Origin of the sequence: Flexibacter flexilis DSM 6793, assembly GCF_900112255.1 — a bacterium.
GTDB classification, from domain to species: Bacteria; Bacteroidota; Bacteroidia; order Cytophagales; family Flexibacteraceae; genus Flexibacter; species Flexibacter flexilis.
Genome location: NZ_FOLE01000001.1, coordinates 781,279 through 806,878, shown reverse-complemented (window position 1 = coordinate 806,878; position 25,600 = coordinate 781,279). Strand labels below are relative to the sequence as shown.

Genomic DNA, 25,600 nt, shown 5'->3' with positions numbered 1-25,600 from the left:
TGCAGGCCTGTTTCTTTTGGCCAAAAGTTTACCGTTCGTTCAACCTCATAAACATTGCAAAACAATGCAACTCGAACTTTCCAAAGAATATCTCGAAAGGTTAGAGACGGCCATCGAAAAACGTGATGAAGCGTTTATTCGCGAAAGCATGGACGGGGAACACCCCGCCGATATTTCGTCGGTGCTGTACGAACTGGACACGGCTCAGTCCAAATATGTGATAGACTTACTCCCGCGCGAAGTAAGTGCCGAAATCATCAGTAGTCTGGACGGCGACACCCAACGCAAATTCTTGAAAGCCTTTACTTCTGCCGAGCTGGCCGAGCTGATTCCGTATGTGGATTCGGACGATGCCGCCGATTTGCTCAACCAACAACCCGTTAAGTTTCGGGAAGAAGTAATCGCGCTGATAAATGATGCCGAAACGGCTAATCACATCATCGAACTGCTGCATTACGACGAAGATTGCGCGGGCGGCCTGATGGCCAAAGAGCTTATCAAAGCCAATATTAATTGGACGGTGGTGCAGTGTATTGAGGAAATTCGCCGACAGGCCGAAGACGTAGAAAAAATATTTTCGGTGTATGTGGTAGATGACGAAGACAAATTGTTGGGGCGCGTTTCGCTCAAAAAAATCATTTTGGCACGTGCCTACACGCGCATTGCCGACATTTACGAAGACGATATTATTGCGGTGGAATCTTACCGCGACAGCGAGGAAGTGGCCGAAATGATGCAAAAATACGATTTGGAAACAATCCCTGTGGTGAATATTCAGGGCAAACTATTAGGCCGTATTACGATTGACGACGTGGTGGACGTAATCACGGAGCAAGCCGAGTTAGACCAACAAATGATGTCGGGTCTCTCGCAACCCGAAGAAGAAGACGACGGCGTACTCACTTCTGCCAAAGCGCGTTTGCCGTGGTTGCTGATAGGTATGGGCGGCGGACTGCTGGGCGCACGTTTTGCGGGCTTTTTTGAAGCAGATATTAAACTCATTCCCGCGATGGCGTTTTTTATTCCGCTCATTACGGCCACAGGCGGCAACGTGGGTATTCAGTCTTCGACGGTCGTGGTACAAAGCCTTACTAATGCTTCATTTTTGGGCAACTCGTTTTATAACCGAATCGTTAAAGTATTGTTGGTGGCTCTGATAAACGCCGCGGTTATTTCTACTTTGGTTTTTTTGTTTAATATCTTGACGGGCAGTGCCTTGCAACTGGCTTTGGTGGTAAGTATCGCCTTGTTTTCGGTGGTAATTTTGGCCTCGCTGATGGGGACGATTACGCCGATTATTCTCAACCGATTTGAAATAAATCCCGCTTTAGCCTCTGGGCCATTCATCACCACCGCCAACGATTTGTTGGGACTGGCCGTGTATTTTGGCGTGGCGCATTGGCTGTACAATTTGTAATTTCTTTCTTTGACAAAAAGCCGCGTTTAAACTCAATTAAACGCGGCTTTTTTATTAACTTATGCCTTTTATCATTATTATTTCTTCTTGTAAAGGATTGATAATGAATTAATAATTTGCATTTTCTGATATTTTATGCCCAACTCATTGCCTTTGGTTAGTGTTATTTGTTTGTGTTATAAACATGCGCGTTTTGTGGCGGAGGCCTTGGATTCAGTGTTGGCGCAAACCTACCCACACTGGGAATTGATTATCATCGACGACCAAAGCCCCGACAACAGTGTAACCGTCATCCAAGACTGGATAACACAGCACACGCCACAGCCGCAAGCCATTTCTTTTTTGGCTTTGGAGCAAAATGTCGGCAATTGTGCAGCTTTTAATCGCGGTTTGGCGCAGGCCAAAGGCCAATATGTGATTGATTTTGCGGCGGACGATGTGCTTTTGCCGCAACGCTTGGCCGAACAAGTCAGTTTGTTGGAGGCTAATCCGCAGGCGGCGGCGGCTTTTGCCGATGCGCTGCTGATTTCGGAAACTGGCCAACCGCTACACACGCATTTTCGGCGCGACGCCAACGGAAAACTACTGGAAACGGTGGCTTCGGGCAATATTTTTCGGCGTTTATTTCTGGGGCATTTCATTTGTTCGCCTACGCTGATGTTCCGTGCGCAGCCGTTGCGTGCGCTTGGCGGCTACGACGAGACACTGGCCTACGAAGATTTTGATGTGATGATGCGATTGGCGAGGAATTGGGACTTGCTGTTTCAGGATTCAGTACAAACCAAGTACCGCGTTGTGCGTGGCTCTTTATCCCAACAATTCTACACACAACGTCAAAATAAAATGCTTTCTTCTACGCTTATTATTTGTCAAAAAGCTGATAATCTGTGTATTAATCAAGAAGAAAAGCAGGCTTTGGCCGTGTTCGTAAGGTATCATTTGCGGCAGTCGGCATTTATGCACAATCCTGATTTAGTACAAAAATACGCTAATTTGTTACAGCAAATGGGCTTGCTTGACTGGACAAGTAAACTTATTTTAACTTTTTCAAGATTTGGTCTAAATTTATATCCAATTTATAAGTGTTATCTTTGGACTAAAAAATATTTTTAAAAAAATTTTATTTTAATTAAATCAATTTTTTAAATATTAAATTCTGTATTTTTTGTTTTTTTGGTAATAAATTATTTTTTCTCGAAAATTTCAATAAATTATATTTTAATAATTTTTGACAAAAACAAATTCAATTTGCGCTTTTCATTTTAAAATCTCTAACTTTACAGCACAAATTAAGACGTTTCACCTAAAAAGTAACAATATTTTATGGAGACTACCACCAAAAAAGCCATTAAAGGAGGCGAATTCCTAATCCGCGAAACAGCGGCACACGAAATTTTCATTCCAGAAGAATTTGCTGAAGAGCAACGCATGATTGCCAAGACTTGCGAAGATTTCTTAGAGAAAGAAGTTTTCCCACACTTGGACAAAATCGACACACAAAAAGACCCTACGTTCATGCCTACGCTTTTGGAAAAAGCTGGCGAGTTGGGTTTGTTGGGCACGTCAGTACCCGAAAACTACGGCGGTTTCGGCATGGACTTTAACACGTCTTTGCTTGTAAGTGAAGTAATCGGTGGCGGTCACTCGTTCGCGGTGGCTCTTTCGGCGCACACAGGTATCGGTACTTTGCCAATTCTTTACTACGGTAACGAAGAACAAAAACATAAATATTTGCCAAAATTAGCTTCTGGCGAATGGAAAGCGGCTTACTGCCTCACAGAACCAGATTCTGGTTCGGACGCAAACTCTGGCAAAACTAAAGCTGTTTTGTCGGCAGACGGTAAGCACTACCTTATCACTGGTCAAAAAATGTGGATTACGAACGGTGGTTTCGCTGACGTAATGACTGTTTTTGCTAAAATCGGTGACGACAAAAACTTAACAGCTTTCATCGTTGAAAAATCATTCGGTGGCATCACCATGAACGAAGAAGAGCACAAAATGGGTATCAAAGGCTCATCTACGCGTCAAATCTTCTTCAACGATACGCCAGTTCCTGTGGAAAATATGCTTTCTACACGCGAAAACGGCTTCAAAATCGCTGTAAACATCTTGAACATTGGCCGTATCAAATTGGGCGGTGCTGCTATTGGTGCTTCTAAGCGCGTGGCAAGTTTGTCTGTACAATACGCTAACGAACGCAAACAATTCAATACGCCAATCGCTTCTTTCGGTGCTATCCAATACAAAATCGCTGAACAAGCTATCCGTATTTATGCTACTGAAGCTCTTTCGTACAGAGCAGGTCAAAACATTGACGAAGCTACAAGCGCACTTATCGCAGGTGGCATGGCCGAAAACGAAGCAAAACTTAAAGGTGTTGAGCAATTCGCGATCGAATGTGCTATTTCTAAAGTTCACGGTTCGGAAGTACTTGACTACGTTACTGACGAAGGTGTTCAAATCTATGGTGGTATGGGCTTCTCGGCTGATGCACCAATGGACAGAGCTTACCGCGACTCACGTATCAACCGTATCTTTGAAGGTACAAACGAAATCAACCGCATTTTGGCCGTAGGTACTATCCTGAAACGTGCTATGAAAGGCGAGTTGGACGTAATGACTCCAGCAATGGCCGTTGCGAAAGAAATCATGTCTATCCCAGAATTTGGAGACGACGAAGACGGTTTGTTCGTAGCAGAGAAAAAAGTATTGCGCAACTTGAAAAAAGCTATTTTGATGGTAGCGGGTGCAGCAGTACAAAAATTCACTGTGAAAATCGACGCACAACAAGAAATTTTGATGAATGTAGCCGATATGCTCATCGAAGTATATGCCGCTGAATCTGCTCTTTTGCGTACCGAAAAATTGATTGGTATGCGTGGCGAAGAAGCTTGCAGCATCTACACAGACTTGGCTCTTTCTTACCTATACAAAGCAGTTGACAAAACAAATGTAGCTGGTAAAGAAGCAATTAACGCTTTCGCAGAAGGTGATGAGTTGCGCGTAATGTTGATGGGCTTGAAACGCTTTACAAAAGTTGCTCCTTACAACACTACTGCGGCACGTCGTCGTATTGCGGCTCACGTTATTAAAGAAAACAAATATCCATTCTAAGCAGAATAATTCTGACACACAAAAAGCCTTCTTGTTTTACAGGGAGGCTTTTTACTTTTTGGTGGTTTTTAAAGCAAATTTAAAATGCAGTGGGTTTGTATTTGTGTCAGAGTTTATAATTTTACACAAAATTTGGGCGTTGGAAATAAATAAAGCCCGTGATTTCCGAATTTTTAGTATTTTTCTAAACAGAATTGATTTTTTCTAAAAACATAAAAATTGAATATGCAACTTTCTTGGATTCTATTGCAAATCACCCAAACTGGCGGCTCACAAACAGGCGCGGCCACTACTGTTCCTGCCGCTGCTGCCGAAGGCCTTTCGGTTTTTGATTTATTGATGAAAGGTGGCGTGGTAATGATTCCTATTTTCATTTTGTCGTTTACGGCCATTTTTCTATTCATCGAACGTTTTCTTTATATCCGCAGCGCGGGCAAATTAGACGCTAATTTTCTTGCTCAAATCCGCGAAAAACTCTATTCGGGCGACGTGAAGGGCGCAATGTCTTATTGCAGCCAATCCAAATACCCGATTGCGCGTCTGCTCGAAAAAGGACTTACGCGTTTGGGTTCGCCTGTGGCCGACATCGAACGCGCCATCGAAAACACGGCACGCGTAGAAATTTACAAAATGGAAAAAAACCTTTCAATTTTGGGAGCTATTGCGGCCATCGCGCCAATGTTTGGCTTTTTGGGTACGGTTATGGGTATGATTAAAGCCTTCTATAACATTTCGTTGGCCGATAACATTAGTATCGGTATCATTGCCAGCGGTATTTATGAGAAAATGGTTACCTCGGCGGCTGGCTTGATTGTGGGGGTGTTGGCGCACATGCTTTTCACTTACCTGACGGGCATGATTGACCGCGTAACGCACAAAATGGAAGTAACTGCCATCGACTTTTTAGATATTTTGCATAAGCCTGTTCAGTAGGTTTTTATTTTTTTCTTACAAAAAACAACCGCTGACAATATGAATTTTAGAAAACATCGCCGACCACACGCCGCAGTTGAGGCCTCGTCGCTTTCGGATATTTTGTTTTTTTTGCTTTTGTTCTTCCTGATTATCTCGACGCTGGCCAGCCCCAACGCTATTAAGTTGTTGTTGCCGAAAGCCTCCACAGGACAGACCATTTCGCACCACGCCATTAACGTTTCGATTAGCGCGAATCTGAGCTATTATATCGACAAACGCATGGTGAGTTTGGAAACGTTAGAACCCGAACTGCAACGCGAATCCAAAAACTACGAAAATCCAACCGTTGTGTTGCGCGTGGACAAGTCCGTAACCGTAGAAGAATTGGTAAAAGTAGTGGACATTGTGAATCGCTTGCGCATTCCGCTGGTGATTGCCACAGACAAAAGTAAATAGCCAATTCTTTCAACAATGAAACGCATAACCATCTTATTATCTGTAACTTTAGTAGTATTAGCGGCCTGCACCTCTGCCCCCGAAATCAAAGGATTTGACTTTGAGGCATGGCGTGCAGACCGCAACGCCTGCCAAGGCATCCGCGACACGATGCAAACGAATTTGGAACGCATTCGTCCCCAACTCAAAGGCATTAGCGACCGCCATTTGATGCAATTGCTGGGCAAACCAGACCGCAACGAACTGGACGAACGCAATCGCAAATACATTACTTATTTTATTTCGGCTGGCAACCAATGCGACCCCAAAGCAGCCGCGTTGGGCAAACGAATTAAGTTTAGTTCGTCGGCCATGGGCATTATTAGCGAAGCCATTATCGAATAAAAAATCCATGAATCAGCGCAAAGAACTGGGACAAGAAGGCGAAAATATGGCCGCCCGATTCTTGACCGACAAAGGATTTGAGATAGTAGCCCGCAATCACCGCGAAGGCCGCACGGAAATCGACATTATTGCCCAAAAAGAAAAGCTATTGGTTTTTGTGGAGGTAAAGGCGCGGAGTTCGGCTTTGCACGGCTATCCCGAAGAGGCCGTAAGCACGGCCAAAGCCGCCCGAATCGTGGCGGCTGCCGAGCAATATATTTCCAAAACGAATTGGCAAGGGCTTATCCGATTTGATATTGTTTCGATTCTGGTGCACAAACAACAGCTACAAGAGATTTTACACCTTGAAGACGCTTTTTATTAGGAAAAATTTAACCTAAAATTTTGAGCATTTTTATAAAAAAAAGTACGTCAAAATCGCATTTATGCTTAATTTGCGAGGTAAAACAACACAAAACGTATATAAAAAGTAAAATTCTTGCGTTCGATGACATAAAACCAAAAATTAAACAGTAACAATATTTTTTTGTTAGCGTTTTTTTTGGGACTTTTGTCGCCCTCAAAATGCAAAAGACTGTTTGCGGAACCTGCGAAATATCATTTTGCATTTTTGAGATTGCCCGTATTATTGCGGTGCAAACCGAAGCAACACTACTCATTATTGCCTTAATACAACTTAAAATACTAACGCTTAATTCATTTAGCTTTTATACTCTATCATTTCGATGCACAAAGACCATATCACGGTTTGGAATAATTGTCTTCGCGTAATCAAGGAGAACATAGACGAGGCCAACTTTAAAACTTGGTTCGAGCCTATCGTACCATTGCGCCTAACCGACAACGTGCTGACGATTCAAGTTCCAAGCCAGTTTTTTTACGAATGGTTGGAGGAGCAATATGTAGAGTTGCTGTGGCGTGCTATTTATTTGGAGTTAGGTCCTCGCGGAATGCTGGATTATTCTGTGATTATTGACAAAGGCAACGAGCAAAACAAGCCGTTGGCTATCAATATCCCGACCAACAAACCAGAGTTGGCCAGAACCAAAAATAATGAGAGTTCTATCAATGCGGGTACAGGGCGCAGTCCTTTTCAGTTGCGTAGCCTCGACAACAATCATATACACGAGTCGCAACTAAATCCTAACTATACGTTCGAGACCTACATCGAAGGTACTTGCAATAGTTTTGCGCGTTCGGCGGGTGTAGCTGTGGCCAACAAACCTGGCGATACTGCTTTTAATCCCTTGATGATTTATGGTGGCGTTGGGCTTGGCAAAACACACTTGCTACATGCTATCGGCAACCAAATCAAGAAAGACCGCCCCGACAAATTTGTGTTGTATGTTTCTTCCGAGAAATTTACAAATCAGTTTTTGGATTCATTGAAAAATAATAGCGTTCAGGATTTCACCAACTTTTATATGCAAGTGGACGTGCTTATGCTCGACGACGTGCAGTTTTTGGCGGGCAAAGAACGTACTCAGGAAATTTTCTTTCACATATTCAATCACTTACACGGTTTGCGTAAGCAAATCATCACGACAAGCGACTGTGCGCCCAAAGACCTGAAAGGTATGCACGAGCGTTTGGCTTCTCGTTTCAAGTGGGGACTTACGGCAGATTTGCAACAGCCTGATTTTGAGACGCGTATTGCCATTATCCAAAAGAAAATGCAAGGCGATGGCATTGATTTGCCGTTTGAAGTAGTAGAATATTTGGCTTCGAGCGTGGATACCAACGTGCGCGAACTGGAAGGCATACTTATTTCGTTGGTGGCGCAAACGACCCTGAACCGTCGCGAATTTGATATTGGTTTGGCCAAACAAATTTTGCAAAATATGGTGCATAACATCGAAAAAGAAATTGATATTGATTTTATTCAACGTTCTGTTTCTGAGTATTTTGATGTTACGATAGATTCGCTCAAAGCCAAAACACGCAAAAAGGAAATCGTGGTAGCGCGTCAGGTGGCTATGTATTTTGCTAAAGAATATACCAACTATTCACTCAAAACAATTGGTTTGCATTTCGGAGGCCGCGACCACAGTACCGTAATTCATGCGATACAGTCGGTCAATGACCTGATAGATACCAATCGAAAGTTTAAAACATCTATCGAAGAGTTACAAAAGAAATTGAAAATTAGATAAAAAAACAAAAGCCCTGACGATGATGTCGGGGCTTTTGTTTTTGTGATGCAATTCACAGTTCTATTTACTTGCATTTTACTTCCTTTTCCAGTTTTTACTTTTCAGGATTTTGCCTGTGTCCGTAATCATTAGACAACGGTAGGCGGGGTATTTGCTTAATAACTTGAGGCCTTCTTCTTTGCCCAACACCATTATGGAAGTACTGAAGCCGTTTGCTATTTCTGCGCTTTCGCCTACGACTGTAACGCTGCACAATCCTGTGGCGGGGTAGCCCGTTGCGGGATTGATGATGTGTGAATAGCGTTTGCCGTCGATGATTGCAAACTTTTGGTAGCTTCCTGAGGTAGTTATGGCCGCATTTGTGAGGTGTAGGGTCGTGAATATTTCGTCATTCTTGAAAGGATTGGTAATGCCGATGTTCCATGCTTTTTTGTTGGGCTGAGTTCCCCAAACACTCATGTCGCCTGAGGCATTGACGATGCCTGCTTTTATTCCTTTGGCCTGCATCATGGCGCGACATCTATCTGTTGCGTAACCTTCGCCCAATGCTCCGAAACCTATCTTCATGCCTTCGAGTTTGAGGAAGATTGTTGAGGCTGCCGAGTCCAGTATTATGTTTTTATAGCCTACTTTTTGGACGGATTTGCGCACCGCTTCGGGTGTTGGCATGGTCGTCATGGAGCCGTCGAACTTCCATATACGTTCCATGGCCGCAAAACTAATATCAAAAGCCCCGTTTGTGATTTCTGACCAGTGAATTGCGCGTTGCGTGAGGTCAAAAACTTCTTTGTCCACTTTCACTGGCTTAATACCCGCATTACGATTGACTTCCGAGATTTGTGTCTGGGGTTTCCAGTCCGAAATTAAGTATTCGATGCGCGTAATTTCGGTGATGATGGTATCAATATAATGTTCTGCGGTGGCTGAATCGTTGGCAACGATTGTAATATCAAATCTTCCGCCCATCAATAAAGTTGTACGCTTACGTAATGTTTGGGCATGGCTTTGTGTTGTGAAAATATTAAAGATGATTGTTAAAAAAATTATACTTAATTGGTTCATTTAGTTTTATTTAGTATGATGCTTTAATTAGAATGTTAGTTATGTTTATGATATGCACTGCCATGCGTATGTACAAGAAAGTTATCTATTTTGAAAGTGCAGTAAGTTATTTTGATTTGTTAGTTGTCTATTTTGAAAGTGCAGTATAAGGAATATATTTAAAAGCTCCCTTAACCTCTCCAAAGGAGTGGAATTGTTTTTTTGCAAAGATGTTATATCATACACACGGCAATTATTATTCAACGCATTGAAATGCGTTGCTATGTGGGGATGATGTGAAAAGATGTGTGCAATTAAAAAAAAGATACGCATGGCAATTATTATGCAATGCAATAAACCTATTTTATTTCAGTTATTAAAGTTTACACACAGGCTTTATGACAAATGTTTTCAGGAATTAAATAGGGTTTACGGTGGTTCTAAGCTAATGCCAAATGCAAGGCAAAAATAAAATCCGTTAGGATTCAAATCTTTGTAGCAAAGTATAACGCTCGGCGTACTAACGCCGTAGGCGTGACATCTCGAACACAATTCCCAGCCAACTAACAAACCTTTATTTATTTTTCTGAAAATTATTTATACTAATTCTAAATAAGCCTTATATTTGCCGCTCAAACCAGCCCCAACACGCTGTGATTGCAGATAGTTTACACTGGTGTTTAATCAAAGATTTGTATTAATTCTAAACACCCATATTCAATTATAACTTTTTTATGAAAAAAATACTCGTGTTGGCTTTAGCCTTGTCGTTTAGCTCGCTAAAAGCCCAACAAAAAAACGCGCTTTTAGACCAAGCCTTTTGGAAAAATAGCCCTAATGTAGAAGCCGTAAAAGCCGAAATTGCAAAAGGTAACAACCCTTCCGCTTTTAATCCTTTCACTTTCGATCCTGTTTGCTTGGCCATCAACAACGGCGCGCCAATCGAAACGATCAAGTTCTTGATAGACCAACAAGGCAACAGCATTAGCAAAATTACGCACGACGCACGTATTTATTTGCACTGGGCTGCCTATAAAGGCAACGTAGAATTGGTACAATACCTTATTAGCAAAGGTTCGGACATCAATCTGGAAGATAGCCACGAGGCTACACCATTAGTATTTGCCGCTGGTGTCGGACAAACAAACCCCGCACTTTACGAAGCCTTCTTTAATGCAGGACTTGATGCCAAGAAAAAATATAAGAACGACGCAACACTTTTGCATTTGTCCATTGCCACCGACAAAGATTTAACGCTGGCCAATTATTTAGTAACAAAAGGGTTGTCGCTAAAGGATGTGGACAAAAACGGCTATACCGTATTTGATTATGCCGCCCGTAACGGAAACATCAAGTTGCTAAAAACACTAAAAGAAAAAGGCGTAAAACATTCGGATAACGCATTGTTGGTAGCTGCCGAAGGTTCGCGCCGTAGTGCCAACTCACTCGAAAGTTATCAGTATTTAGTGGACGAAGTAAAAATCAAACCAACCGTAACGACCAAAGACGGCGAAAATGTCTTGCACTTGGTAGCCCGCAAACCCAATCAAACCGAAATCATCAAATACTTTTTGCAAAAAGGAGTAGAGGCCAACCAAGCAGACAAAGAAGGTAATAACGCCTTGATGGTCGCAGCTTCTGGCGAAGAAGTGAGTTCTTTGGAAACCCTTTTGCCTAAAATCAAAAACATCAACGCCGCCAACAACAAAGGCGAAACAGCTTTGGCCATTGCTTTGCGTTATGGCTCTTCGGATGTCGTGGCGTTCTTGCTTAAAAACGGTGCAGATACAAAAGCCACCGACAAGAGCGGAAATAATTTGGCATACTATTGGCTACAGTCCTACAGACCGCAAGGCGCACGCGGCGAAGGCGGAAGACCATTACCCGATTTCTTTGAGGCAAAAATGAAATTGCTACAAGAAAAAGGCTTTAACCTAACAGCAGCCCAAAAAGATGGAAATACGCTGTATCATTTGGCCGTAGCCAAAAACGATTTGGCTTTGTTGCAGAAAATAGCAGCTTTAGGCATCGACCTCAACGCAAAAAATAAAGAGGGCATGACAGCACTGCACAAAGCTGCGTTATTAGCAAAAGACGATACCATTTTGAAATATTTGGTTTCCATAGGCGCAAAGAAAGACATCAAAACGGACTTTGATGAAACTGCATACCGCTTAGCCAAAGAAAATGAGTTCCTAACCAAAAACAACATATCTGTTGATTTCTTAAAATAATAAAACACAATGAAATTAAAATTCTTGATACTGGGCTTAATGCTTACAATCGCTTCCCTACAAAGCACTTACGCCCAAAATAGCAAATACAAATGTATGTTACAGATGTCCAACTACATGGGCGAAGGCGCGTACATTGTTGTTTCTCTTATCAACCCACAAGGACAATACGAAAAGACTTTGTATGTGATGGGCGACAACAAAAGATGGTACAACACTCTCAAAGAGTGGCACAAGTTTTACAAAAACAAACCAACAGACATTAGTGCCATTACAGGCGCGTCGGTAACGGGGGGCGACCGCAGCGTTACGACAATGGAAATCGAAGACGCGAAAGTAAACGCTGGTTACAAACTTCGTTTTGAGTCGGCGGTAGAAGACCAAAAATATTACCTTGACGATTTGGAAATGCCCCTTACCACAGAGGCAATGGCCGAAAAAACCGACGGAAAAGGTTATATCCGTTACGTGAAATTTAGTAAAGTACAATAGTTTTTAGTCTAACAAATGACCTTATCCATTTGGCGATATGCGCATTTGACACTGGCGGCATTTTCTTTTGCTTTTTTGCTCATCGTTTCGCTAACAGGTACACTGTTGGCCGTAAGTGCAGCACAAGAGAGAATGTCGCCTTTGCGTGTGCATGATTTGCAAAACCTGACCCTTGCCCAAACGCTGCCCATTTTGCGCAAGGCATACCCCGAAATTACGGAAATTAATATCAATCACAATCAGCAAGTTACGCTTCAGGGCATAGATGCCGACGGCAACGACATTAACGCCTACATTGACCCAAGCACAGGCCAAATTTTAGGCAAAGCCCAGAAACCCGCCGAATGGGTGCAATGGGTTACCGCACTGCACAGGTCTTTGTTTCTGCACGAAACGGGTCGTTTGATAGTGGGCATCACTTCGTTTTGTTTGCTGCTCATTACGTTGTCGGGCTTGGTGTTGTTCGTGCAACGTCAGCAGGGGTTAAAGCGATTTTTTGCCAAAATTCCCAAAGACGGTTGGGCGCAATATTATCATGTTACAGCAGGTCGTTTGTTGCTTGTCCCTATTTTGCTGATTGCCCTTACGGGTTCGTATTTGTCAGCCGAACGTTTCGAAATTTTCGGCAAAGAAAAAATAAAACACAACATTACGCCGCCCTCAGATGCTCCCGAAAAGCCTTTAAACATGGCCGATTTTGAAGGTTTTAAGGCAATCAACTGGGCGCAAGTCCAATCCATCGAATTTCCTTTTGCCCCAGACCCAGAGGAATATTTTACCATCAAACTCCAAGACCGCGAAGTAGTAATAGACCAGTTTACGGGCAAAATCCTAAGCCAAGTTTTCTATAACAAAACCACCATGTTAGCAAATTTAAGCCTTGACTTGCACACAGGCCGCACTAATTTGGGATGGGCTGTCGTGTTGGGTTTGGTTTCGCTCAACATGTTGTTTTTTGTGTACTCAGGTTTTGCTATGACGTACCGCCGTTTGCGTACACGCGTCCGCAATCCTTACACCGCCGCCGAAGCAGAATATATTTTGTTAGTAGGTTCAGAAAATGGCAGTACACGCCGATTTGCAAACGCTATCCATACGCAACTTTTACAGGCAGGTTTGCACGTACATCTTACCGACCTAAACAATTACCAGACCTTCCCAAAGGCAAAGCATTTACTTATTTTCGCAGCAACACACGGGTTGGGCGATGCCCCTTCCAATGCCCGAAAATTTGCTACATTACTACCACAAATAACACAAAACCAAACGATTAACTTTGCTATCGTGGGTTTTGGCTCAAAAGCCTATCCAGATTTTTGTGGTTACGCCAAAGAAATTCAAACACTATTGGCAGGGCAAACGTGGGCAAATGCTTTATTGCCATTACACACCGTCAATGACAAATCCGCACAGGATTTTACAACGTGGGTAAAAGCATTAAATGCAGCAACTAACCTAACACTTTCTCAGAATCAAGACACCTATTTTCAGAAACCCAAGCATTTGCGTACGCTGCGCGTCATTTCCAAAACCACAGTTACCGAACAAGACCAAACATTTATCCTAACTTTACGCCCTCCGTTTTGGAGTCGGTTCGAGTCAGGCGATTTGCTGGCCATTTATCCCCAGCAACAAGAACGGCTCTATTCGGTGGCCAAAATTGGCCGTGATATTCAGTTGATTATTAAACTGCATGAGTCGGGACTGGGTTCAGGTTTTTTGAATAATTTAAAAATCGGCGACACATTTCGCGCGCGTTTGGTGCGTAACGTCGCGTTTCATTGGCCTGAGGCTGCCCCCGCCGTCCTCATGATTGCCAACGGAACGGGCATTGCGCCATTTTGGGGAATGATTGCCCAAAACAAAAAGCACACCGAAGCATATTTATACGCAGGATTCCGACACGCTACGCCATTAGTGCAACAGTACCAGCAAATGGCCACAGCGCAACAAAATATCTCACAAGTAAAAACGCATCAATTTGCTTTTTCGCGCGAAAAAGACCCAAAATATGTAATGGATTTGTTGCAGAAAGACACTGATTTGGTAGCTGACTTGTTGACACGCGGTGGCGTAATCATGATTTGCGGTTCGTGGGCAATGCAACGCGATGTAGAAACAATGCTTAACCAAATGCTCAAATCTCGCAACGCGCACGACGTAGCATATTACAAAAACAACAACCAAATTTTGACAGATTGTTATTAGTCCAGACAGGTAGATACGCACATCCGTGCATATTATAATTATGGCAGTGTGATCCTCCCACATAGAGGCGTATTTCAATACGTCTCTATGTGGGAAATTTATGTGATGAGGAGGTGAAAATCAAAAACTTTTCACCTGCTTATAGTTCGGATAGGCTTTGAACGGAAATTCTGGGCATTGGCTTGGCCACTCTAACCGCGTATGCTCCAACTGCAAATACGTGTGGTCGGTGTCAAGGCTTTGGGTTTGGTATTGTAGGTGTATATTTTTCTGCAAAGCAAAATTTACGTTTTGAGGCGTAGTTTGCCAACTCGAAAGAGCTACCGAAAGTTCGCTTTTACGCGCTGTATCCGACAAAAGTAAGTGTTTGGGGCGCGTGTTGGCAATGATATTTTTCCAAAAAACATCGTCATTGACGGGCTGAAATACGGTGCTGTCGTTGGCTATGCTGTCGCTTTGGGTGTGCGGCTGGGGCAAGTTGCCGACCACTAAGGCCTGCAACAAATCATAGCTAACCGTTACGCCTAACTCTTTGCTCAGTGCCGCATAGCCCCAAGTATAAAAAGTGTGGTTGTAATGGTCGGCGATTAGTGCCGAGTCGGGCGTAAAGCGGCAACGCAAAAATTCAATGCCTAATTTTTGTACCGAAACCCACAACAAACTATCCTGCGCCGCCCTGATGCTGGCCGTCGCGCTAAAGCTGCTGGCCTCGTCTTCGTACCTAATTTTTAGTTTGGTAGAAAGATAATGAAACGGCAATTTTTGCACGTTTAGCACCGAAGTCCGCGCCGCGTCTGGGTTGCTGCTCGGAGCATTTACCGCTTGCACTGGGGCAGTTGTTGGCGTGCTGTGCTGCCGCGCCGACTTACAAGCTACCATATTTAATCCACCACAAAATATTGAAACACAGAATAAAAGGCTTTTGCCTGTAACGATATTCATACAAAAAAACTTAAAAAGCAATTAGCCTTCAAAAAGCGTACCTGTTTGGTTGGGCGAAGCCAATCCCAAATGTTTGTAGGCTTTTTCGGTTACTTCGCGGCCTCGCTGCGTGCGTTTGATAAATCCTTCTTGTATAAGAAATGGTTCATATACTTCCTCGATGGTTTCGCCCTCTTCGCCGCAGGCCGTAGCGATGGTTGTAATCCCGACAGGGCCGCCTTTAAATTTGTGAATAATGGTGCGCAAAATCCGCAAGTCCATTTCGTCCAAGCCGTATTCGTCCACGTCCAAAGCCTTTAGAGCCATTTGCGCGATGGCCAACGTAATGCGGCCAGTGCCTTTGATTTGCGCAAAATCGCGTGTGCGGCGCAACAAGTTGTTGGCAATACGTGGCGTGCCTCTGCTGCGACGCGCAATTTCGTAGGCGGCTTCTTCATCTACGGGCGTACCGAGTATGTGGCACGAACGCATCACGATGGTAGTCAGTAATTTAGCATCATAATATTCCAAACGGCAATTAATCCCAAAACGCGCACGCAATGGCGAGGTAAGCATTCCTGCGCGGGTCGTTGCGCCGATGAGCGTAAACGGATTCAGACCGATTTGGACGCTTCGCGCATTTGGACCCGAATCGAGCATAATATCAATTTTGTAATCTTCCATTGCCGAATACAAGTATTCTTCCACAATGGGATTGAGGCGGTGAATTTCGTCGATAAACAAAACGTCGTTGGTGTCCAAGTTGGTGAGTAGCCCCGCCAAATCGCTGGGTTTGTCCAACACTGGCCCCGACGTAATTTTGATACCCGAACCCAACTCATTGGCCACGATGTTAGAAAGCGTGGTTTTGCCCAAGCCTGGAGGGCCATGCAGTAGCACGTGGTCGAGAGCTTCGCCACGCAGCCGCGCTGCAGCCACAAATATTTTTAGATTCTCCAAAATTTTGTCTTGCCCCGCAAAGTCCTCAAAACTCAATGGGCGCAAGGCTTTTTCTATCTCGCGGTCGCTGTTGGAAAGCGAATCTTTATTGCCGTTCAAATAATCTTCACGCATAGTAATTTAGGGCTTTGTGCCAATCAAAAACACTCTTAACAGACCAATTTGTTTTTGATTCTTTAACGCGAAAGTAGCAAAAAAAGGTCAGACTCTTGCGCAAAAGGATAGGGAAGGAGGGTTTGGGTAAAATGAAATAGTAGGACTAATTTATGACTGCATTTTTGCGTGGCCTATCCAAATGCTGTACCTTTGTTTGCAGGAAAAAACCTTTTATTCAAAAAAACTTAGCTTATGAGAAAAAGATATTTGTTGCTTGCCTTGGGCGTGTTACTGATGGGTTCGGTGCAAGCTCAACGCCTTTCTGCAACGCTGAATTACTCACGTTTTCGGCTGGATTCGACTCAGAATCTACTGGAAGTGTATTTGCAATTTGATGCAGCTACACTTCGGCTGAAACCTGATGCCAAAAAGCAATTTCAGGGAAAAGTAAATGTTGCGGTGTGGGTGCAAGACAGCAGTCGCACGTTTTTTGCCGACAAATTTGAAATGACCACGCCTACGGCTGCCGATACGCTTTCTTTCAAAAAGAACTTACTTAATACTATCAAACGTATTCCGTTGCCCAACGGAAAATTCACGTTGCATTTGCTTGCTTCCGACCCGAACAGCCACGATACTGCTGCGCTACGCGCACAATTGCCCGTTGAATTGAATTTCAATAATAAAAATCTGAATTTCAGTGATATACAGCTTTTGGATAAATACGAAAAAGCAACGGCAAAAAGCGTAATCGTAAAACATGGCATGGAGCTTTGGCCTCAGGTACAAGGCTTTTATCCTGCCAAGCAGCATCAAATTTCGTTTTTTGTGGAGCTTTATAATGCTACCAAAGTGCTTGGCGATACAGCCTCTTTTGCGTTGGCTTATGCTGTGCGTAAAAATGGCACATATAAAAACATTCCTGAACTTACCCGTATTTTGTACAAAAAGGCTCAAGCTACCAATGTATTTTTTGGGACATTGGACGTGAGCAATCTACCTTCTGGCAACTATGATTTGGTGGTAGAAATTATTGATGGCAATCGTAAAATGTTGGTACAGCAAAGCAAGTTTTTCCAACGTAGCAACCCCAAAGCTGACGCAGGTTTGGACATTGCCGCCAATAGCGAATCGGTGAGCGGAACAAATGTAAATTATGGCGAAGATTTTACTTCCAAATTAAAACCTGAGGACTTGAAAGATTATTTGCGAGCCCTAGAGCCACTGGCCAACCGTCAAGAAAATGCGAGTATTATCGCGCTGTCTAACGGCGGGAATGTAGTGGCACAACGCAAATATTTGTACGATTTTTTCCGCCGTCGCAACCCAGAAAGTCCAACTAAAGCTTTTATCGAATACGCACAACGCATCGCCGTAGCCGAAGAAAAATATAGCACCAAAACCATGAAAGCCTACGAAACGGACAGAGGTCGCATATTTTTGAAACATGGCCCACCTAACCAAATCGAGAATGAATTTACGGACAGAAAACGCACTTCTCATTTGGAAATCAGTAGTTTGCCGCCTTACGAAGTTTGGTATTATTATGCCATTGAAGAAAGAAACCAGACCAATGTAGAATTTGCGTTTGTGCAAACGAGTTTGGGTAACAACAATTACAAACTACTTCATTCGACGGCTATCGGAGAGTTTAAAAATACAGATTGGCGCACGGCTTTAGAGAAAAAAGCCACTAACTCCAACAACTTCGATTATATGCCCGTTGATAAATAATTTACCAATCTAATATTTGTATTCGTGTCTTTAATTTTAAGTATAGAAACTTCTACAAGCGTCGGCTCGGTTGCTTTGCATAGGGCTGGTGTACTTGTTTCTTTGTTTGATATTTGCCTGGAAAATTCACATTCTCAGACGCTTACACTCCAAATTGAGCAAGCCGTAACTTTGGCGGGCTTTTCGCTTGCGCAACTTGATGCTGTGGCTCTTTCGGCAGGGCCAGGTTCTTATACGGGTTTGCGCATCGGGACGGCTACGGCCAAAGGCTTATGTTTTGCGCTGGACAAACCCCTGATTGCTGTTGGGACGCTGGAGGCAATGGCGCATGGTTTCCGCCAAGCCAATATTTACAGCGATGCGCTACTTTGTCCGCTACTCGACGCGCGTCGTATGGAAGCATGGAGTGCGCTGTACGCGCCAAACGGGTTGGAAACCATTTGGGATGCTGCACCGCGCGTTCTGAATGCCGAATCTTTTGCAGAAATAACGGACAATCAGCAAGTTATTTGCTTTGGAAATGGTGCGGCGAAATACGCGCCACTGTTGGCACATCGCCCTAACTTTGTGTTTGTCAACGGCCTGAATCCCTCGGCAAAAAACGTCGGCGAGTTGGCGCACACGTATTGGCAACAAGGCCGCTTGGCCGATGTGGCTTATTTTGAGCCTTATTATTTGAAAGAAGGAAATGTAACCGCTCCAAAATCGTAGCAGACATGGACAAACCTTTGCCCGAAAAAAGATATTATACCATTGGCGAAGTGGCAGCATATTTTAATCTAAATACTTCTACGTTAAGGCATTGGGAATCAGAATTTCCGCATATACGCCCCCAAACCAATGCTAAAGGCGACCGCCGTTATACGCGCCAAGACGTGAATAATGTGCAAGAAATATTTGTGTTGGTAAAACAAAAAGGCTATACGCTGCAAGGTGCACGCGAATATTTGAGTACCAACCAGAGCCAACGCCAAACTGATGTCGTGGAAAAACTCCAAGACATCAAGGCGTTTTTGTTGGAATTGAAAGACATTTTGCAAAATCCTGACCAACAGCCAGATTAAACTTTTGTTTTCAAGAAATCTAAGAGCTTGGCCGTAGCACGTGCGCGGTGACTCATCGTATTTTTTTGCTCCAGTGGCATTTGAGCAAAAGTTTCTGCAAAACCCACAGGTACGAATACGGGGTCGTAACCGAAACCATTTGTACCCGTCGGGGCGACGGCAATTTCGCCTTCTATTTTTCCCTCAAAAAAGTGTTTTTCTCCGCCCAGAATCAACGCGATACAAGTCCGAAATTGCGCCGTGCGATTGGTTTTATTGGCTAAATTTTGGAGCAACAAAGCCACATTCGCGGCATCCGAACGCGCAGGCCCAGCATAACGCGCCGAATAAACACCAGGTGCGCCGTCTAAGGTCGCCACTTCCAAGCCCGTATCGTCGGCGATGCAACTCACCCCAAAATTATCCCAAACGTATTGCGCTTTTTCCAGGGCGTTGCCTTGTAGCGTGTCTTGGTTTTCGGGCAAATCCACTTCGCAACCAATATCGCGCAGCGTAACTAACTCAATTCCTTCTCCAAGCAACGGGAGCAATTCTTCTATTTTGTGGCGGTTGTTGGTGGCCAAACAAATTTTTAACATAAACTATTGAAAATGAATATGATATTAGGGCGTGTATTATGTAACTATGGTGCAAAGGTAGCGTCCAGAATTTATTTTTCTCATAAGAATTGTATTTTTTAAAATGGAGTGATTTTAGTGATACAACTTAAATTTTTTTTGGGTTGGTGAGCTACATTGCTTTCTTCCAGTATCATTTAAATACATTTAAAACCGCAAACCCATGTGTAAACTATGCTTACTACTGCTCTTCAGCCTTGCGGTCATCGTTTCCTACGCTTCAATTCTCCTTGAGTCTGCGGTGATTCGCCTGAGCGAAGTTGGCAGAGGAAACGTATTGGTAGAATAATAAGTATCGCTGACAGATAATATTTTGTGATTGAGTACTGCGCCCTTGGGCGTTCTGAAAATGTCGGTAGTGAAGTAAATACTTTCCTGTGTGGGAGAATTCAGGAAGGGTTTGAAATAGAAAAGGCTTGTTTCTTTCTGCAAAGAATCTTGGGGGAATTATTCTTTTTTTGCCATTTTTTCCCACCTTTGCAACGGAACATTGAAGCATTTTTTTCCTTCAATCTTTTACTAAAATTGCTTTAATTCATCTAATAATAATCAATACAACAACATAAATGGAATCAAAATACGCTTGGGAAACCATTAAAGAATACCAAGAAATTAAGTATTCGTATTACAACGGTGTAGCCAAAATCAGCATTAACCGTCCGCACGTACACAACGCTTTCACGCCGCTTACGGTGCGCGAAATGTCGGAAGCGATGGAGTTGGCACGTCAGGACGAACGCGTAGGCGTTGTTATCCTTACAGGCGAAGGCGGCAAAGCATTTTGCAGCGGTGGCGACCAAAGTGTACGCGGTCATGGCGGCTATGTGGGCGAAGACAAAGTGCCGCGTCTGAACGTGCTTGATCTTCAGATGCAAATCCGTCGTATCCCGAAGCCTGTAGTGGCGATGGTGGCGGGTTGGGCTATCGGTGGCGGCCACGTGTTGCATGTGGTTTGCGATTTGAGTATTGCTGCCGAGAACGCACGTTTCGGACAAACTGGCCCTAAAGTGGGTAGTTTTGATGGTGGCTTTGGTGCTTCGTACTTGGCGCGTGTGGTAGGTCAGAAAAAAGCCCGCGAAATTTGGTATTTGTGCGACCAATACGACGCGCAAGACGCTTTGCAAATGGGCTTGGTAAACAAAGTAGTTCCGTTGGAGAAACTCGAAGAAACAACAATGGAATGGTGTGCCAAAATGCTCGAAAAAAGCCCAATGGCTTTGCGTATGCTTAAGTCGGCATTCAATGCGGAACTTGACGGACAGGCTGGTATTCAGGAACTTGCAGGTAATGCCACGTTGTTGTATTATCTTTCGGAAGAAGCCAAAGAAGGCCGCGATGCTTTTGTTCAGAAACGCAAACCTGACTTTGCGAAGTATCCAAAATTCCCTTGATTTTTCCTCCAAAAGTCTTTTGATACAAAAAAGCCCGCGACTTCGGTTGTGGGCTTTTTTTGTTGGTAGCAAAACTTTTTTTGTATTGTTTTCTTATAAAACGGATATTTAAGCCACCTAAAACATTTTGCTTATGTTGCGTAGAATAGCGATTTTATTATGTCTATTGCTCACCTTGATGAGTTCCAATGCGATAGCCCAAGTCCGCAAAAAGCCTGCGCCTAAACCTGTTGCCGCTGCCGCTCCGACGGGGCCGAAGAAAACCCGCATTTTGTTTTTGTTGGATTGTTCGGGAAGTATGTTGGCCAACATGGACGGTGACTCGCGCATGAACGTAGCCAAACGACTTTTGTCCGAACTCATAGACTCCCTTTCTACTAAACCAAATCTTGAAATTGCTTTGCGTGCATACGGACACCAATCCGACCGCACCGAAGCGGATTGTTATGACTCCAAATTGGAAGTTGGTTTTTGGCCAAAAAATACGACGGCCATCAAAAACCGCCTCAAAACGCTGCAAGCCAAAGGCAACACGCCTATTTCATATTCGTTGGAGCAGTCGGCCAGAGATTTTCCCAAAGACCCTAACGCCGAGAATTTAGTGATTCTGATTACTGACGGTTTGGAATCCTGCAACCGCGACCCATGCGCTGTGGCGGCTGCTTTGCGCAGTAAAAACATTAATCTAAAACCGTTTATTATTGGGGTAGGTAGTGATGCCGATTTCAAAACGGCGTATAGTTGTGTGGGACAATATTTTGATGCTAAAAGTGCGCAAGGATTCAAATCAGTGTTGCGTAAAATCGTGCGCCAAACCCTCAACAAAACGACTGTAACCGTTAGCTTATTAAACCATGTCAATTTACCCAAAGAGACGAATTTGAATATGAGTTTTTATAATGCCCAGAATGGAGAGGTTATCTACGACATCGTGCATTATTTGGACGGCAGAGGCCTGCCTGATACGCTAAGTATTGACCCTGCCATTACTTATAATTTGGTGATAAACAGCATTCCTGCCGTAGAAAAGAAAAATGTAGTCATTAACGCTGGAATGCATAATAATATTTCTGTAAAAGTGCCGCAAGGAAATTTGATGGTTACGCATCCCTTGAGCTCGGGCTACGGCAAGACGCTGCCCGTCATGATTCGGCAGGGAAAGAATCTGCTTAATGTGCAGGCAATCAATACGCCCCAGCCGTATTTGATGGGTACTTACGATGTGGAGGTACTCACACTTCCGCGTACTGTGATGAAAAATGTAAATATTCAGGGTGGCAAAAATACGACTATCGACATACCTGGCCCTGGCCTCGTGAACATTACCGACAACGTGGCGGGTTATGGCGGTATTTACGAAGTGCGCGAAGATGGCCAAGAAGTCTTAATCTATAACCTGAGCAGAGGTTCGCGTGTGAGTTTGTCCATTCAACCTGGCGAATATAAGGTGGTGTATAGGTCGGCCAAAGCCATCAATTCAAAGTTTACGGCAGTGAAATATTTCACGGTAGAGGCCACTGGTAGCGTAGTAGATGTTACTTTGTTTTAGTGAATTAACTTGTTGTAAATCATAATTATACTTTCTTTTTATCCAAAAAAATGCGCAAAAAAATAAGAGTTTGGGGCTTAGGAGTATTGGCCTTGTGGTCGGTGGTTTCGCCTGCACAGGCTTGCGGTTGGTATTCGCCGCAATTGGGGCACGTGTCGTTGTTCGATTATTTTTTGCCTAAAAACTGCACCGACAACAAGTATTTTGTTTATAATCGCTACATCGCCGCTTGCAAGGGCTGTGCGCATCGTAACTCTTACGATTTTCATTTTGACGAAGGTTTTTCACCTGCCGAACCCAATAAAGACCATAACATAGAGGCTTGGCAACTGCTTTTGCAGTCCAGAGCACAAGAAAGCCAAATTGCGCAAATCGTTTATCGCACGGGCGTGGATACGCTTGATTTTTTGGTGCAAAAGCTTGAAGGTAAGTCTGTTGAGTTGCCCAATGATTTGCAGGTAAACGCCTTTGCTACCGAGATTGTAGCGCAAAAACGCCTTGACATTGCCAAGTATTTGGTTTATGCCAAAAAATGCGAGCCTTTCGCCTTGCGCGAATGGGATTGGTTGGATTGGGAAGCCAATACCAAAGCCAATGAAGCCGAACGCGAATTGATGGCCGCCGTGCGCGAAGAGGGAATGCAATTACTGGCTGCTGAGCCGAATATCGCCCTAAAGCAACGCTATCTGTATCAGGTGGTTAGGCTTAATTATTTTGTAGAAAATTTTGAACAAATATTGCAAGTTACACAAGCGTATTTGCGCCCCGAAATGCCCAAAAACTATATAGATTCGCGCTTGCGTGGTCGTATTGCAGGGGCGTATTTTCGGTTGGGGCGCGTGGCTGAGTCTGCGCATACTTACGCCATGATTTACAAAGATTATATCAAAACGGATGCGGCATTTGCGGAGCGTTCGTATGTCAATTTCCGCACGCTGATTCAAGACAAAAAGCATTTTGAGGCGTGTGTAAAGCTGGCAAAAGACAATCAAGAACGTGCAACTGTCTGGTTTTTAGGTTCTTTGGTGGACTCATATAGTACTTACTGGGACATGGCCGAAGGGGAAACGCCTACGCAAGAATACCAAAATTTGCACGCGTCCATGCTCAACACGCTGGAGCAGATTTGGCAAAATTCGCCCACAGACGAAGCCCTCGAAACGGCACTTTGGCGTAATTTGCAGGAAGTGGAAGACGATTATTTCCGCCCGATGCTCCTTGCCAACCAACCCAAAATAGATACGGCAGCCTACAAAGCCACCGACCATAACATTACTAATGTTGCCTTCGCGCCAACGGCAGTGGAAAAACCTTCGTTTTTCAAAAAAATAACGAAAGCCATCGTTAATTTTTGGCATAGTATCTGGGATTGGTTTTCGAGTTCGGATAAAAAATCGACCAACAAAAACAAACAGTCGGACGGTGAAAATTCCGCCGATACGTTGCTTGTGGACGATTATGTAAATCCGTACGAATCAGGATTTTATTATGATAATACCTTTGCTTTTACGGGTTTTGCCAGTGCGGCAGACCGCGAAGCGCGTGAGGATTATTATATGGGACTCAAAAGCATTGTGAATAAAATTGCGGCGGCAGGCAACACGGAGCAACCTGCACTTTGGCATTTGACAAAAGCCTATTTGCACATCATGAACAGCGAATGGCCGCAGGCGCAAGAATCCGTAGAAATGGCGCGTCAGCAATTCAAAACAAAGCAAGGGCAAAATGAGTATATTTTGCTGCAAACCAATTTGTTAGAACAATATATTGCGCTCGAAAATCAACCGAAAATTTCGGCAGAATACGAAAATAAATTAGGTGATTTTGTGGCTTCTCAAACCGATACTACCAGCCACTTTGACCAAATTTTCTTTAATAGATTGGGACAAAAATATTTGGCTCAAAACGATTGGCAAAAAGCGGCAATGGCCTATCATCGTGCGGGTAGTTCGTGGGCGATGGCTGTGCTGTTGGATATGTACGCGACCGACGCACAATTTACGACCTTGTTGGAAACGGTGCGCAAAGGCGGTGAAAACAAACTGGAAAGCTATTTGGTTGGTAAGTTCTTTAATGCCAGTCAATTAACAGAAATAAAAGCCGTGCGTTTGGCCAGAGACAATCACTTTACAGAAGCAGTGGCGGCACTTGACGATTTGCCCGCGAGCTATTGGCAACACGCCCCCGACACGTTTGCGGCCAGTTTGGGCAACAAGTACCATGATATGCCGTATCGCACGTACAATCACTTGCAATTTTTCACGACCATCGACTCGTTGCGGGCCAATGCGGCGGCTAATCCGCAAAATGCGGCGCAAGAATGGATGACAGTGGGCAATGCCTTGTGGAGTTCGGCGTATTGGGGTTATAATCAGACACTTTGGCGCGGCGATTTGATTACGACCGCCCGATATTTTGACGGAAATCAGTATCCACTCAATGTCTCGGACACACTCGCCACGCAGTTTTATGTGCGCAAAATGCACTTTATGAACCGCTACGGTACGAGCCTTTTGGCAGGGAAATATTACCAGAAAGCCGCCGAAACGACCAGCAACGAACTGGGCGCACAGGCTTGTTATTTGGGAATGAGCCTGACCAAACACACGCAAACCACGTTCCACGAAGGCATTTATACCGACGATTTTGAGCCAATGTACGCGCTTTGGAAAAAGGTGTTTGCCGACAAGCCGCAGGCCGTTCCGTACCTGAACGAATGCCCAGCCTTGCGCGAAACGTTGCCTAAGCAAAAATCGAATAAGGTGAGTTAATATTCTGTATATCAAATTATTGCTGATTAGGGGCGTGCTATCTTATGCACCTAATCAGCGATAATTATTTTAGCCTTAAC

At 43.9% G+C, this 25,600-nt stretch carries 21 protein-coding genes; 17 read left to right on the top strand and 4 right to left on the bottom strand.

Annotation, left to right across the window (positions count from 1 at the left end; translation table 11 throughout):
- Positions 1–64 precede the first annotated feature (64 nt).
- The 8 genes from mgtE to dnaA all read left to right on the top strand — a co-directional run bounded on the left by mgtE (position 65) and on the right by dnaA (position 8,442).
- The gene (mgtE, locus tag BM090_RS03495) at positions 65–1,417 is read left to right on the top strand and encodes a magnesium transporter (protein ID WP_091507843.1); all 1,353 of its coding nucleotides are present in this window, start codon (positions 65–67) and stop codon (positions 1,415–1,417) included.
- 135 nt (positions 1,418–1,552) lie between these two features.
- The gene (locus BM090_RS03490; protein ID WP_091507396.1) at positions 1,553–2,530 is read left to right on the top strand and encodes a glycosyltransferase family 2 protein; all 978 of its coding nucleotides are present in this window, start codon (positions 1,553–1,555) and stop codon (positions 2,528–2,530) included.
- 210 nt (positions 2,531–2,740) lie between these two features.
- Positions 2,741–4,534, top strand: coding sequence for an acyl-CoA dehydrogenase family protein (locus BM090_RS03485; protein ID WP_091507392.1), 1,794 nt, complete (start codon positions 2,741–2,743; stop codon positions 4,532–4,534).
- Positions 4,535–4,759: 225 nt separating this feature from the next.
- Complete coding sequence (locus BM090_RS03480) at positions 4,760–5,467, top strand: MotA/TolQ/ExbB proton channel family protein (RefSeq protein ID WP_091507389.1); 708 nt, start codon at positions 4,760–4,762, stop codon at positions 5,465–5,467.
- Between the two features lie 39 nt (positions 5,468–5,506).
- Complete coding sequence (locus tag BM090_RS03475; protein WP_091507385.1) at positions 5,507–5,905, top strand: ExbD/TolR family protein; 399 nt, start codon at positions 5,507–5,509, stop codon at positions 5,903–5,905.
- A gap of 15 nt (positions 5,906–5,920) precedes the next feature.
- Positions 5,921–6,289: a hypothetical protein gene (locus BM090_RS03470; protein ID WP_091507382.1), complete on the top strand. Its 369-nt coding sequence runs from the start codon at positions 5,921–5,923 to the stop codon at positions 6,287–6,289.
- A gap of 7 nt (positions 6,290–6,296) precedes the next feature.
- Positions 6,297–6,653, top strand: a complete 357-nt coding sequence (locus tag BM090_RS03465) for a YraN family protein (protein WP_091507379.1) — start codon at positions 6,297–6,299, stop codon at positions 6,651–6,653.
- A gap of 361 nt (positions 6,654–7,014) precedes the next feature.
- Positions 7,015–8,442: a chromosomal replication initiator protein DnaA gene (gene dnaA, locus BM090_RS03460; protein WP_091507376.1), complete on the top strand. Its 1,428-nt coding sequence runs from the start codon at positions 7,015–7,017 to the stop codon at positions 8,440–8,442.
- Positions 8,443–8,517: 75 nt separating this feature from the next.
- Here the strand turns inward: dnaA and BM090_RS03455 are convergent, their stop codons facing one another.
- The gene (locus BM090_RS03455; RefSeq protein ID WP_221405329.1) at positions 8,518–9,408 is read right to left on the bottom strand and encodes an FAD:protein FMN transferase; all 891 of its coding nucleotides are present in this window, start codon (positions 9,406–9,408) and stop codon (positions 8,518–8,520) included.
- Positions 9,409–10,217: 809 nt separating this feature from the next.
- Between BM090_RS03455 and BM090_RS03450 the strand changes: the two genes are divergently transcribed.
- Genes BM090_RS03450 through BM090_RS03440 form a run of 3 tightly spaced genes read left to right on the top strand, consistent with a single transcriptional unit; the run spans position 10,218 to position 14,417 of the window.
- Positions 10,218–11,717 carry an ankyrin repeat domain-containing protein gene (locus BM090_RS03450; protein WP_091507369.1) on the top strand — a complete coding sequence of 500 codons (1,500 nt, stop codon included), beginning with the start codon at positions 10,218–10,220 and terminating at the stop codon, positions 11,715–11,717.
- 9 nt (positions 11,718–11,726) lie between these two features.
- Positions 11,727–12,209 carry a DUF2271 domain-containing protein gene (locus BM090_RS03445; RefSeq protein WP_091507367.1) on the top strand — a complete coding sequence of 161 codons (483 nt, stop codon included), beginning with the start codon at positions 11,727–11,729 and terminating at the stop codon, positions 12,207–12,209.
- Positions 12,210–12,224: 15 nt separating this feature from the next.
- On the top strand, positions 12,225–14,417 hold the full coding sequence (locus BM090_RS03440) for a PepSY domain-containing protein (protein WP_091507364.1): 2,193 nt from the start codon (positions 12,225–12,227) through the stop codon (positions 14,415–14,417).
- A 120-nt stretch (positions 14,418–14,537) separates the two neighbouring features.
- On the opposite strand, the gene BM090_RS03435 is transcribed toward BM090_RS03440, so the two are convergent.
- Complete coding sequence (locus BM090_RS03435; RefSeq protein WP_221405328.1) at positions 14,538–15,296, bottom strand: lipoprotein insertase outer membrane protein LolB1; 759 nt, start codon at positions 15,294–15,296, stop codon at positions 14,538–14,540.
- A gap of 84 nt (positions 15,297–15,380) precedes the next feature.
- Positions 15,381–16,412 (bottom strand): Holliday junction branch migration DNA helicase RuvB, encoded by a 1,032-nt coding sequence (gene ruvB, locus BM090_RS03430; RefSeq protein ID WP_091507356.1) that lies wholly within the window; start codon positions 16,410–16,412, stop codon positions 15,381–15,383.
- Between the two features lie 234 nt (positions 16,413–16,646).
- On the opposite strand from ruvB, the gene BM090_RS03425 reads away from it, so the two are divergent.
- Genes BM090_RS03425 through BM090_RS03415 form a run of 3 tightly spaced genes read left to right on the top strand, consistent with a single transcriptional unit; the run spans position 16,647 to position 19,192 of the window.
- Entirely contained in the window at positions 16,647–18,128 is a 1,482-nt protein-coding gene (locus BM090_RS03425; RefSeq protein WP_091507353.1) for a GWxTD domain-containing protein, read from the top strand.
- 24 nt (positions 18,129–18,152) lie between these two features.
- Positions 18,153–18,839 (top strand): tRNA (adenosine(37)-N6)-threonylcarbamoyltransferase complex dimerization subunit type 1 TsaB, encoded by a 687-nt coding sequence (gene tsaB / locus BM090_RS03420; protein ID WP_091507351.1) that lies wholly within the window; start codon positions 18,153–18,155, stop codon positions 18,837–18,839.
- A 5-nt stretch (positions 18,840–18,844) separates the two neighbouring features.
- Positions 18,845–19,192 (top strand): MerR family transcriptional regulator, encoded by a 348-nt coding sequence (locus BM090_RS03415; protein WP_091507348.1) that lies wholly within the window; start codon positions 18,845–18,847, stop codon positions 19,190–19,192.
- Here BM090_RS03415 and rdgB read toward each other — a convergent pair.
- The gene (gene rdgB / locus BM090_RS03410) at positions 19,189–19,770 is read right to left on the bottom strand and encodes an RdgB/HAM1 family non-canonical purine NTP pyrophosphatase (protein ID WP_091507343.1); all 582 of its coding nucleotides are present in this window, start codon (positions 19,768–19,770) and stop codon (positions 19,189–19,191) included. The two genes, BM090_RS03415 and rdgB, sit on opposite strands and share 4 nt — an antisense overlap.
- Before the next feature lie 605 nt (positions 19,771–20,375).
- Between rdgB and menB the strand changes: the two genes are divergently transcribed.
- The 3 genes from menB to BM090_RS03395 all read left to right on the top strand — a co-directional run bounded on the left by menB (position 20,376) and on the right by BM090_RS03395 (position 25,520).
- Entirely contained in the window at positions 20,376–21,200 is an 825-nt protein-coding gene (menB, locus tag BM090_RS03405) for a 1,4-dihydroxy-2-naphthoyl-CoA synthase (RefSeq protein ID WP_091507341.1), read from the top strand.
- Positions 21,201–21,333: 133 nt separating this feature from the next.
- On the top strand, positions 21,334–22,749 hold the full coding sequence (locus BM090_RS03400) for a vWA domain-containing protein (protein WP_091507338.1): 1,416 nt from the start codon (positions 21,334–21,336) through the stop codon (positions 22,747–22,749).
- Positions 22,750–22,799: 50 nt separating this feature from the next.
- Positions 22,800–25,520 carry a hypothetical protein gene (locus BM090_RS03395; protein ID WP_091507335.1) on the top strand — a complete coding sequence of 907 codons (2,721 nt, stop codon included), beginning with the start codon at positions 22,800–22,802 and terminating at the stop codon, positions 25,518–25,520.
- The last annotated feature ends 80 nt before the right edge of the window (positions 25,521–25,600 follow it).